Consider the following 11,745-nt stretch of genomic DNA (forward strand, 5'->3'; position numbering starts at 1 on the left):
TATTTTTAGGTAATAGACGACGAACGTACGTTCAATTAATTGCCTGCTTTTTTTTAATATCTTTTGTGTTGTGTTTTTAGCACATATTGTGATTAGATAAAAAGACTCAAAACATTTAGACTTTTCAAACATTAAAAAAGCAATCTACTTTTGTAGATTACTTTTTTAATTATTTATTTTTTTATAGCTAAATAAATGGCATCACACTTTTTGGCTAGTTCAAAATCTAATTCCGTCAAACCTTTTGCATGCCATGAAGTGATTTTTAATGTAACGAGTTTGTAGTCTATTGATATAAATGGATGATGATTCAGCTTCTCTGACAATTCTCCAACTCGTTGTACAAATTCCAGCCCGTTTAAGTATTCTACAAAACGAAATTTTCGTTCAATCCATTTTTCTTCCGTGATCCGCCAATTTGGTACAGTCGTTAGTTTTTGTTGAATTTCAGATAAGGATAGTTTCTCCATACTTTCTTTCCTCTCCCTTCAAAATTTCATATTAATAAATAGGAGTGGCATCAAAGGAGATATCAAAGTTTTTTTATTGGACTATTATTGATCGAATAGCTTGCTGTTATAGTTGAGTTTAAGGAATGTGCCACCGAACAGTATTTATCCTTTGATAATTGAATGGCACGGATTACTTTAGATTCTGGCAGATCACCTTCAAATACATAATTAACATTGATTTTTGTAAAACGTTTTGGATGATCCTCCGCCCGATTCCCGTCTACCTCAATAGAAAAGGAAGTTGGATTTAAACGCATTTTGTGAAGAATGGAAATGATATCGATACCTGTACAACCTGCAACTGCATTTAACAATAATTCTGTAGGGCGCGCACCAGTATTCTGACCACCCACTTCTTCAGCAGCATCCATTTTAATTTGATGTCCTGAAGGAGTCGTACTCGAAAAAGCCATATCTCCGTCCCAATTTATTTTTGTTAACATCGAAAAAACTCCTTTACTATATTCATTTGTTCAATTAATAGTACACTCTATATTCTTGAACTTACCATTTAATTAATATACATTTTAATGATTTTTATACAAAAAAAGGAACCAGTGGAAATACTGGTCCTTTAGTTGCCATCAATTATTTTTCAATGCCTTTTCATTAAGCTCATCCAATATTCCAAAAAGTTCAGCTAATTGTTTAATTTCATAGGTAGGCATAACTTCATTACGCTCTTTATTATGACGATTGATCCAAACGGATTTCATACCAACTTTACTTGCGCCAAGGATATCTGTCATTAGATTATCCCCAACCATAATAGCCTCGTCCTTTTCTAAAGACAATAATGATAATGCATGTTCAAAAAGTGAAGGGTCGGGCTTCCCTCTTCCGAAATCTCCAGAAATAACAATTTGATCAAAATATGGAACTAATTCTGGCGTAATGGTGAGTTTCGTATTTTGTAAATCTGGTGATCCATTTGTGAGCAGCAAAAGCTTATATTTCCCTTTTAAGGCATCAAGTGTTTCAAATGTATCTTCATAAACAAATGGGAGCTTTCTCCGTTCTTGTGGGAAACGTTCACCTAGCTCAGAACCAAATTCTGGGTCGTCTATACCTAGTGCTTTCAGTGCAGCTGTCCAGGCATCTTTTCGGTAACCAGGAACGATTTCTTTCATTTTCTTAAATTCATCCGTTTCATCCAAAAAATTTCCCCATAATCCTTCAAACGGATTAATTCCAATCATTTTTGTGAATTCAAACGTTTCGTATGACGAATATAAATTCCTTGCTTCTTCTCGAACAGCTTCCTCAAACAGAATTGGATCTACTCCATAACGTTCCTGAGCTAATTTACATGTAGCAATAAATGCATCTTTAATACTTTTTTGATCCCATAAAAGTGTGTCATCTAAATCGAAAAAAACTGCCTTTATCATTTTAAGCCCTCTTTTGTGATTTAATTTTAAATACTAGTTTAACATAATAAAAATAACATATTATGTGAAAGTTCATAATATTATATCGCATTTCAACACTAAGGAAAACCCCAATTTTACAAAGAAAAACAAGAAAATTAAAGATTTTACCAAATTTTCTAACGATTGTCACCTATGTTTCATAGAATAAGAACTTCCTTTTCTATTTTTTTTGTATAATTAATATAGTAGAGTTGACGGATGCATTGACTCCATTAAATTTTTACATATGGAAAGGAGAATTCGATGGATAGCAAAGTTACCGGTAAAGAATTAATGGAAGCTTTAATTGTCATCACACCTTGGATTGCTGATATCTTGCAGGTAGATATGGGTTTTGCTGTCACAGATAAAGAAAAGTTTATTATTCAAAAAGATGGTAAAACAGTTAAATTAAATATTTCTCCTGGTGACCCAGTAAATCCCAAGTCGGCTATGGCTGAGGCAATGAAGACAAAAAAATATGCATCGAAAAATATGAATAACGGAAGAAATAACTTCAATTAACAATACAGTTATTAGTCAGCTTGAAAAAGCCAAAGAAATTAATTCTAGAATGGAAAAATTCGAGCAAATATCATCGCTTTTATTTGATCTGGCAATTAAGTTGTAGTTCTTTTCATTTTGAATTATAACCCGCAGAATGTTTTTGCGGGTTTTGTCATTTTTTGTTATTTAGTTACTATTTTCCTATTTTTTTTAAGAAATTTAGCTTGTCAGATTACTAGCAGGAAGGTATGATAGAATTGTTTTTTATCTATATCTACCATAAAGGAGATCGATTATGGATTCTATGACAAACGATCCCTCATATGTTCCTCGCTTAAAGCGGAAAAAGAAACGCGGACTTTTTTGGCGGGTCTTTTGGAGCATTTTGATGGTCCTGCTTTTAGTTGGGGGAGGATGGTTATACGGTACTGATCAAGGTCTGCAATTCCGAAGAGAGCTTGTGGGTTCGGTTCTTGCAACACAGCATGGACAATACGTAAAATATGTTCGCTTTTTACTTTCAAAGTCAGATTATGATCAAGTATATAATGCTTGGGCACACCCTAAAGTTGAACAATCACAAATAACCAAAGAGAAAAATAACTCGGAAAAATCGAAGCAAAATACTGCGGAAGCAGCCGGACTAAAGTCTTTTTCGGATTCTATTGTTGTTGATAAAGTAAATACAGCAAATTATACAGCTAAAATTTTAGTGATTCCTGACCCTACAACCATACATGTTGTAACAACACAGCTTACAAATAAAGGACAACCCCTCTCAGATCTAATTAAACAAAATCATGGAGTTGCCGGGATCAATGGTGGAGGCTTTCTTGATCCAAGCGGTAATGGTTCTGGAGGTCAGATGTTAGGCATTGTAATCAGCAATGGCCAGATCATTTCAACACCTGGAGGTAATAACGTTAAGGCACTTGTCGGTGCATTCCGAAAAGATGGTGAATTTATTACTGGAAGTTATTCAGCAAGTGAATTATTAAATCTTGATGTAACAGAAGCAATTAGTTTTGGACCCCAACTTATTGTTAATGGGAAAAATTTAGTCACACCAGCAGTATCTGGTGCATGGGGCTGGGCACCGCGAACAGTCATTGGACAAACCAGAAATGGCCGTGTCGTGATGATCATTACGGATGGCCGTTTCTATTGGGATAAAACGCACCGTGGCGCATCTATGGGAGATATGGCCAGTCTTTTACAAAAATATGACGTAGTCAATGCAATTGCAATGGATGGTGGCGGTTCCACTACGATGATTAAAGATGATCAGCTTTTAATGAAACCTGCAACAAATACCAGTGTTGGAATGCGCTACTTACCAGATGCTTGGGTAGTAATCCCTCACTAAGCGGTTTTCTTTTAATGTTTTTCTCAATTAAAATATCAAATTAAAAAACACATCTTCTATTATCTGAGGATGTGTTTTTTTATGAATTTAAGAGGCTTTCATTTTAAAAAGATAAATAATATTAAAAAAATATTGAATTAATAATCAACATGTAGTAGTATATGGAATAACCAAATCCGAAATATTAATAATTGTCTGTGAAAAGGAGTTTGATTAACTTTTTCTTCTAGAGAGCCTGTGGCTGGTGGAAACAGGTAGAAAAATTAATCTGTCTCGCCTTGGAGACATTCTTCTGAAATAGTAGTAAGAAGAACGGATTGCAAACCGTTAATTTTGTAAAAGTAATACCTTTACTTGCCGAGGCTGTCTTCCGTGAGGAAACAGTGATTAGAGGGTGGTACCGCGATTTATTCGCCCCTCTGGTTTAGTAAGGGTATTTTTATATTTAAAGGAGGTTTTTTCGATGAAAAACAGAGTTTATTTTTTTGATACAACGTTAAGAGATGGTGAACAAACTCCAGGTGTTAATTTAAATCAAGATGAAAAAGTTGAAATTGCTTTAAGATTAGAAAGTTTAGGTATAGATGTGATTGAAGCTGGATTTGCTGCTGCCTCACCTGGGGATGCACAAGCAGTTAGGGCTGTGGCGCAAGCTGTTAAAAAACCAGTGGTTGTAAGCCTTGCTAGAGCGAACCAAGCAGATATTGATGCAGTTATTCAAGCAATCGGTGATATTGAAAATACAGGCATTCATATTTTCATCGCCACCTCCCCTCTTCACCGTGAAAAAAAATTAGGAATGACAAAAGAACAGGTTATTGCTAAAGCTGTTGAGAGCGTATCATACGCATCAAAACATTTTAAACATATTGAATTCTCTTGTGAAGACGCTACTCGGACAGAGCTCGAATTTTTAAAAGAAATTTGCGAAAAGGTTATTGAAGTAGGAGCAACCGTTCTTAACCTTCCAGATACAGTTGGATACACAACACCTGAAGAGTATTCTAATTTATTTAAATATCTTTTGGAAAATACAAAGGGAATTGAGAATGTTCGCCTTAGTTGCCATTGTCATGATGATCTTGGAATGGCGCTTAGCAACAGTATTGCAGCCATCCAAGCTGGTGCACTACAAGTTGAAGGTTGCGTAAACGGAATTGGTGAAAGAGCTGGAAACGTTTCTCTTGAGGAAGTTGCGGCCTTGCTAGAAGTACGGAAACCATATTATCAAAAAGAAACAGGAATTAACCTAAAAGAAATTGCTAAAACAAGTAAGCTTGTCAGCAGACTTACCGGTATTGCCATCCCGCCAAATAAAGCGGTAATTGGCGGTAATGCCTTTGCTCACTCTTCTGGAATTCATCAAGATGGTGTAATCAAGGATAAATCTACTTACGAAATCTTGAAGCCTGAAAGTGTTGGTTTTAATGAGACGAAATTAGTTTTAGGCAAGCTTTCCGGCAGAAATGCACTTAAAAAGCGGTACGAAGAGCTAGGATATGTCGTCAATGACGAGCAGCTAAATGAAATCTTTAAAAATTACAAAGATTTGACAGACCGAAAGAAAGAAATCTTTGACGAGGATATCATTGCTCTGTTAGAAACACAGCCTGCTAAAAGTGAGACTGCTTCATACAGCTTTAAAGATCTTAGCCTTCAAATTTTGGGGGATAACCAATATCGAGCTTTTGTCCACATTGTCGGAAGTGACCATTCAATTATCGAAGGTGAAGGCGAAGGAAATGGTCCGATCGATGCCATTTATAAAGGAATAGATTCTGCACTTAGCCTTGATGTGGAATTGATTGATTATAAAATTAACTCCATCTCCAAAGGAAAGGATTCAATTGGAGAGGTATTTGTAAAAGTCAGAGATAAGGATTCTTTAGTAAAAGGCAGAGCTATCAATGTCGATATTATTGTAGCTAGTGCCAATGCATATATAGATGCAATTAACAGATTAAAAGTTAAAAACCCAAATTACTTGAACATTTAATTGTTTAACCTCTGATTGATAGTTTTACATTACCAGCCCAAGCTTCTTTCTTTTTTTGATACAATTCTAAAAGGAGGAAGCTTGGGGAGGGATTTTACCGATGAATAAACGTTATCTTCTTCTTACAGTAATACTTCGACAGTTTCTGCGGTATTGAAAAGTTCAGAAAAAGATGAAAAACAACAAATTGCCCAAGCGCAATAAAATAATGGGACTAAAAGGCGTTCGGTACAGCATAAACAGGTGTATCGCATGTCTTTTTGTAATTTTCGTCACTTATTTGAACAACATTTCACAAATTTATCACATTTCACCATTCGACTTAATTCTACAAAGGCGTATAATAAAGGTAAGAAATAAATGGAAATAATTTTAATTCTCTTCATAGATTTGCTAAGAATGGATTACTAGTCCCTTGTACAAAATTATCTTTTAAAGGAGTAGGTAAAAATGACAGGCATTCTTTTAGTTGAAAGAGAAACAGAAACAGAGGTTGAAAATAAATATGAGTTCGTTGAATACATTGGTCTTACACATGTAATCACTAAATTGGCAAGTGGAGCACGTGATGAGGAATAATGTTTAATTGATAAAATTTTACGGCACCATCCTTAATGGATCGTGCCGTTTTTGTTTTTTATCCAATTTGCTCTTCATTGTTTTCTGTATTTAGAAATGCTCGTTTACTTGGAATTTGAGTTAATTCAGACCTTTTTAATAAATAATGTAAATGTTGAACAGGCATTGATCCATGTCCTTTGCTATCGCCGAGTGTGAATTGTATCGTTACTCCATTGTCGCGAATAACCGTAAGTGCTTCAGCAGAATTAAAGAATCCTTTAATATTTTGTGATATTTGATATTTTGTACCTTCTTCAATTGGCAATTGACTCGCTCCTTTTTTTCTTCATCTTACTAGTATTATTCCATCATATCTTTTTATACATACCTATTTTTTCTAAAGAAAACTCCCAGTTTTGTCCAAAATAAAAGCCCAGTCCACATTATTTTGTGAACTGGGCTTTTTACCTTATATTGTAATAATCTTATGTTTATTCTCTTTGAGTTATATTGAGAATGATGAATCAATCATTCACTTCTTTTTGCTTAACAAGTTTTGAGGGATTGTTGATTTTATATGGAACTGTGATCGTAAAGTTAAATTCTTCAGGGGCTTCTTTTCCTTTTGTTAATTTCTTGGTTGTTATTTTCCCATCAAATTCAAGAAAATCCCCAATTACTAATTCCAATTTTTTTAGTGTTTTACTGTGACTGCACCAAGCATACTCAATGTTAATTGGTGGTTCTTGATGAATCTGAACGTTTTCGAAAATGATAACTTCATCATTTTCTTCGGTAAAGGAATTATATGTCATTGCAAACTGTTTGATCGCTGCCGAAAAATGCACTTTCTCTGCTGGGAGTTCGAGTTTTGCAACTTTCTCTTTTTTTGCCTTTTTCGGTTCAGATTTTTTTTCCTCAACCACTTTTGCCTCTAGAGTTTTTATCTGTACCGAAACCTCTCCTTTAGGAGTCTCACTTTCTCGTTCCTTTCCTTCCTCCCACATACTCTCTTTTCCAAAGCTCGATTGCTGCATTTCTTTTAGATATGCGGGATGAATACATGTTAGATTCCCGTCTTTAAATTCAACTACAATTGTATTAAATTCATCTGTATTCCCGTAAATTTCATATCCTTTGATTTTGACAAGTTCATGAAAATCTCTTTCTTTATACCAAAATTCTTCCTTTGCAGAGGATAATCCCCATTCTTTTACCTTTTGTTTATAGTGTTCCATATCTCCGAATACTTCAAATTGGCCTATTGGAGAAATATACTTTATCATCATTTATCCACCTACACTATCACCTTATTTATATTATTTGATTATACCACGATTATAGGCGTGTATTCTCTTTAACGACGACGAAGACAAACAATAAGCGTCCATCGTGGTACGATGGACGCTTATTGAACACATTGATCCTAATATTATAATTTAACACTCCATCCAAATGGATCTTGTTTGATCCCATTTTGGATGCCAGTTAATGTATCATACAATTCCTTCGAAAGTTTGCCAATTTCCCCATTATTTACAACCATTTTTTCATCTTGATAAAAGAATTCGCCAATTGGTGAAATAACAGCAGCTGTTCCTGTTCCGAATGCTTCTTCTAATAAACCATCCCTGTATGCTTGGATAACCTCATCCATAGAGATTTTTCTTTCAGTTACTGGCACATTCCAATGCTTTAATAATTGAATAATGGAATCTCTCGTGATTCCCGCTAAAATACTGCCATTTAAAGCAGGTGTGATAACTTCACCGTTAACTTTAAAGAAAATATTCATGCTCCCAACTTCTTCGATATACTTATTTTCTCTTCCATCGAGCCATAGTACTTGAGAATATCCTACTTTGCCTGATTCTTCCTGGGCTTTCAAACTACTTGCATAGTTTCCGCCTGTCTTTGCTGTACCAGTCCCACCGACTACCGTACGTACATAATTTTTCTCTACTGCTATTTTTACAGGATTTAACCCTTCTTTATAATATGATCCCACAGGAGATAAAATGATGATAAATAAATAGTTATGAGAAGGATGAACCCCTAAATGTGGCTCAGTTGAAATTATAAATGGACGTATGTAAAGAGATGTTCCAGGTGCTGACGGAATCCAGTCCCTATCTAATTTAATTAATTGTTTAAGAGCTTCCAAGGCAAATTCCTCATCAATGTGTGGGATGCAAAGTCGGTCATTGGAGTTATTTAGCCTCTTAAAGTTCTGATCAGGTCTGAATAATAAAACCTCTTCATCTTTCGTTAAATATGCTTTCATTCCTTCAAATACGGTTTGAGCATAATGGAAAACCATGCAGGAAGGGTCTAACTGTAGTGGTTGATAAGGTACAATCCTAGGATCGTGCCATCCCTGCCCTTCTGTGTAATCCATCAAAAACATATGATCCGTAAAATATTGTCCAAATCCCAATTGATCTGCTTCAGGTATTGGTTTTCTGTTTTGATTAATAATGGTTTCAATTTGTAAATCTTTCATGACTATTTCCTCCTAAGACTATTCAAGCTTCTAGTTTCTAACATGGAAAAAAGAGTTATTATGATTAATCTACTCCACTTATTGTTAGAAGAAAAGAATTATGCATACATTTTTGTTTGAATTGTAAAATTCAAATAACTTTTCTACTAAAATTTTACCATAGTTTTTCAATAAATTAAGAAATTTTCTAAAAAACAAATAAAAAAAACTTCCCTTGTAACCAGGGAAGTCAAATTTTGAGAAGAGATTAACAATATGAAATCTTATTTTGCAATTAATGGATTGTAAAGTTCAAATGTTTTAAGTACGCCATTTTGAGTTTGTTTTAATTGATCAACATAACCGCCAATGGCATTAAGTACTTCTGCACGATTTTTTTGTTGTTGTTCAACTGCTTTCTTTAATGCTAATTCTAATTGTGCATGGGATTTAGATAGCAAATCGATTGTTGCTTTGCTTGGACTGAATGCCAATGTTTCCGCTTTATGTCCAATTTCTTCAAACTTATCTGTCCATTCAGTTAAGTTCTGTGCTCCAAAATCAAATTGTGATTTATTCAAAACTTCTTGTAAATTGGATTTCCATTCGGATGTTAATTTTTTGGATTCTTCTTCTAGTTGTGTTAGTTGATCACGAGTTGCTTGGATCCATTCTTTTTGACTTTCGAAAGCTTGTAAAGATTTTTGTTCTGCTCCATCTTGTAACGAATTAAATGTTTTAAAGCTGTTAAACCAACTATCCCAAAATACATCAATAACGTTAAGAGCTTTTTCATCTTTTTTTACTGCCATTTTAAAACCCTCCAAAGATTTTAGTTTAATTTATTAGGCCAATACACGGCCTTTGTTAAAAACTTATACAAAATAGTATAAATTTTATTAAAATGTTTTGGTGAATAGGATTATTCTTGTAGGAATTTCTATTCATCCTTATTCGACAGGAACCCTGGTGGTACAAAAAATTGACTGTACATATCAAAAAATTGTCCAAGCATTTTTTGATATTGCCCCATTGAATCAGCCCAAAGCTCTAAATAATCTTCTCCAGCAGTTGTAATGGAATAAATACGTTTTGCTGGGCCCCCTGAAGTTGTATCCCATACAGAAGTAACTAGTTCATCTTTTTCAAGCTGGCGGAGTATTCTATAGAAGTTTCCATGATCAAGTGAATCAAAACCAAATTGAGAAAGCTTTTGCATGAGTTCATAACCATGTGCATTCCAATCCTTTAATAGTAAAAGCAATACAGGAAGGACAAAGTTTTTTGGCGCTCCTACAATATTCTTTTTTGCTTCTTTATCTTCTTTAGCAGATTTTCGTTTTGAGTCCATTTCAATCACCTTCAACATATAAATTTATCTCATATATGTAATTTACACCTATATGCACTAACTGTCAACTATACAAATTACTTCATAAACAGACAAAATCAAGTAAATTCGACAATATTCCTCAAATTCCACCTTGTTTTTTGTCATTAATTGAAAGAATTGTGTGAAATTTAACGGATTTTTTAAGTTGAATAATTGTCGAAATATATTATTCTAAGATATGTGAGAATTAATAAAATTCAAATAGAACGTTAAGGAGTTGGGTTATATTGGCAGAGCAATTTTTAGATCCATTTGCAGTCTGGAAAAATGCGTATGACAAAACAGAAGCAAAATGGAATGAAGTTCTTCATGAGACTATGCAAAAGGAAGCTTTTTCCGAATGGTTAGGGCAAGTTCAAAATGCTTATTTGCAATATCAACAATTAGTACAAAAAACAACTGATAACTATTTAAAACAAGTTAATTTGCCTACGAGAGATGAAATCTCAAATGTTGCATCATTAATTATTAATTTAGAGGAAAAAGTAGAAAACCTCGATCAAAAAATTGAAGATGAATTATTAGGAAATTCCGCTTCTGCAGAAATCAATAAACTAAAAACCAGCATCAACAAACTCGATAAGAAATTAGACAGCATCCTTAAGGCTGTTCAAATTCCTTTTGAGACTGTTCCATCTTCCCGGCTGAAGATAACAAAAAAAATCCGAATACTTAAAAATTTAAAAATTGATATAATAAATAATTTTATGTTAGGAGTAGATATTAATGACAACTGTTGAAAAAAATCTTGTACAAACTGAAGAGGTTTCTGGCTTAGAAGGTAAAGTAGTAGTTGTAACAGGCAGTTCAAAAGGGATCGGAGCAACAATTGCAAAAGAACTAGCTAAGCAGGGTGCAAAAGTTGTAGTTAACTATAATTCCAGTGCTGCAGGTGCGGAAAAGGTTGTTGGAGAAATTGAAGAACTAGGCGGTACGGCAGTTGCGGTTAAAGCTAACGTATCAAATCTTGAAGATGCAAAGAGCTTAATTGAGCAAACGATCGCTCATTTTGGCAAAGTAGATGTTCTTGTAAATAACGCTGGAATTACAAGAGATAAAACTTTCAAGAAAATGGATGAAAAAGCTTGGAATGAAGTTATTAACACAAACCTAAACAGCGTTTACCATACTACTTCTGCTGTTATCAATCCAATGCTTGAACAAAAATTCGGCCGTATTATCAACATCAGTTCCATTGTTGGTCAAGCTGGTGCGTTTGGTCAAACAAACTATGCTGCTTCTAAAGCTGGGATCATTGGCTTCACTAAGTCACTTGCATTAGAAACTGCTAAGAACGGTGTCACTGTTAATGCAGTCTGCCCAGGCTACATCTTAACAGAAATGACTGCGGAAATTCCTGAAAATGTTATGGAAGCAATCGTGTCAAAGATTCCAATGAAGCGTATGGGAACTACCCAAGAAATTGCTGAGGCTGTAATTTTCCTTGCAAAAGCTGATTATATTACAGGTCAATGCATAAATGTAAACGGCGGCGTATATATGTAATATATCAACG

Annotated in this window: 14 protein-coding genes and 1 other annotated feature; of the genes, 6 read left to right on the plus strand and 8 right to left on the minus strand. The window is 34.3% G+C overall.

All coding sequences use genetic code 11. The annotated features are described in order from the left end of the window. Positions 1–173: 173 nt before the first annotated feature. The 3 genes from RCG17_RS27205 to RCG17_RS27215 form a co-directional block, all read right to left on the minus strand. Complete coding sequence (locus tag RCG17_RS27205; RefSeq protein WP_308173118.1) at positions 174–470, minus strand: 4a-hydroxytetrahydrobiopterin dehydratase; 297 nt, start codon at positions 468–470, stop codon at positions 174–176. Between the two features lie 62 nt (positions 471–532). Next, positions 533–955: an OsmC family protein gene (locus RCG17_RS27210; protein ID WP_308173119.1), complete on the minus strand. Its 423-nt coding sequence runs from the start codon at positions 953–955 to the stop codon at positions 533–535. A 141-nt stretch (positions 956–1,096) separates the two neighbouring features. Beyond that, entirely contained in the window at positions 1,097–1,903 is an 807-nt protein-coding gene (locus tag RCG17_RS27215; RefSeq protein ID WP_308173120.1) for an HAD family hydrolase, read from the minus strand. A 285-nt stretch (positions 1,904–2,188) separates the two neighbouring features. Between RCG17_RS27215 and RCG17_RS27220 the strand changes: the two genes are divergently transcribed. From RCG17_RS27220 to RCG17_RS27235, 4 genes are all read left to right on the plus strand, one after another. Then, positions 2,189–2,449 carry a hypothetical protein gene (locus RCG17_RS27220; RefSeq protein ID WP_308173121.1) on the plus strand — a complete coding sequence of 87 codons (261 nt, stop codon included), beginning with the start codon at positions 2,189–2,191 and terminating at the stop codon, positions 2,447–2,449. Between the two features lie 277 nt (positions 2,450–2,726). Beyond that, a complete protein-coding gene (locus tag RCG17_RS27225; RefSeq protein ID WP_308173122.1) occupies positions 2,727–3,797 on the plus strand; it encodes a phosphodiester glycosidase family protein in 1,071 nt (356 codons plus the stop codon). Between the two features lie 188 nt (positions 3,798–3,985). Next, positions 3,986–4,219 (plus strand) — a binding site (T-box leader). A 41-nt stretch (positions 4,220–4,260) separates the two neighbouring features. Continuing rightward, the gene (locus RCG17_RS27230) at positions 4,261–5,793 is read left to right on the plus strand and encodes a 2-isopropylmalate synthase (protein ID WP_308173123.1); all 1,533 of its coding nucleotides are present in this window, start codon (positions 4,261–4,263) and stop codon (positions 5,791–5,793) included. A gap of 450 nt (positions 5,794–6,243) precedes the next feature. Then, positions 6,244–6,372 (plus strand): hypothetical protein, encoded by a 129-nt coding sequence (locus RCG17_RS27235; protein ID WP_308173124.1) that lies wholly within the window; start codon positions 6,244–6,246, stop codon positions 6,370–6,372. Positions 6,373–6,430: 58 nt separating this feature from the next. Here RCG17_RS27235 and RCG17_RS27240 read toward each other — a convergent pair whose 3' ends face one another. From RCG17_RS27240 to phaQ, 5 genes are all read right to left on the minus strand, one after another. Then, positions 6,431–6,679: a hypothetical protein gene (locus RCG17_RS27240; protein WP_308173125.1), complete on the minus strand. Its 249-nt coding sequence runs from the start codon at positions 6,677–6,679 to the stop codon at positions 6,431–6,433. A 199-nt stretch (positions 6,680–6,878) separates the two neighbouring features. Further along, positions 6,879–7,643 carry a hypothetical protein gene (locus tag RCG17_RS27245; protein ID WP_308173126.1) on the minus strand — a complete coding sequence of 255 codons (765 nt, stop codon included), beginning with the start codon at positions 7,641–7,643 and terminating at the stop codon, positions 6,879–6,881. A gap of 143 nt (positions 7,644–7,786) precedes the next feature. Then, on the minus strand, positions 7,787–8,857 hold the full coding sequence (locus RCG17_RS27250; RefSeq protein ID WP_308173127.1) for a branched-chain amino acid aminotransferase: 1,071 nt from the start codon (positions 8,855–8,857) through the stop codon (positions 7,787–7,789). 263 nt (positions 8,858–9,120) lie between these two features. Continuing rightward, positions 9,121–9,648: a hypothetical protein gene (locus tag RCG17_RS27255; RefSeq protein ID WP_308173128.1), complete on the minus strand. Its 528-nt coding sequence runs from the start codon at positions 9,646–9,648 to the stop codon at positions 9,121–9,123. 128 nt (positions 9,649–9,776) lie between these two features. Further along, positions 9,777–10,187 (minus strand): poly-beta-hydroxybutyrate-responsive repressor, encoded by a 411-nt coding sequence (gene phaQ, locus RCG17_RS27260; RefSeq protein ID WP_308173129.1) that lies wholly within the window; start codon positions 10,185–10,187, stop codon positions 9,777–9,779. 269 nt (positions 10,188–10,456) lie between these two features. On the opposite strand from phaQ, the gene RCG17_RS27265 reads away from it, so the two are divergent. Then, positions 10,457–10,969: a poly(R)-hydroxyalkanoic acid synthase subunit PhaE gene (locus RCG17_RS27265; protein WP_308173130.1), complete on the plus strand. Its 513-nt coding sequence runs from the start codon at positions 10,457–10,459 to the stop codon at positions 10,967–10,969. Then, on the plus strand, positions 10,956–11,735 hold the full coding sequence (gene fabG / locus RCG17_RS27270; RefSeq protein ID WP_308173131.1) for a 3-oxoacyl-[acyl-carrier-protein] reductase: 780 nt from the start codon (positions 10,956–10,958) through the stop codon (positions 11,733–11,735). Before RCG17_RS27265 ends, fabG begins: the two co-directional genes overlap by 14 nt. Positions 11,736–11,745 lie beyond the last annotated feature (10 nt).

Source organism: Neobacillus sp. PS3-12, assembly GCF_030915385.1.
GTDB lineage: Bacteria > Bacillota > Bacilli > Bacillales > Cytobacillaceae > JAEVLT01.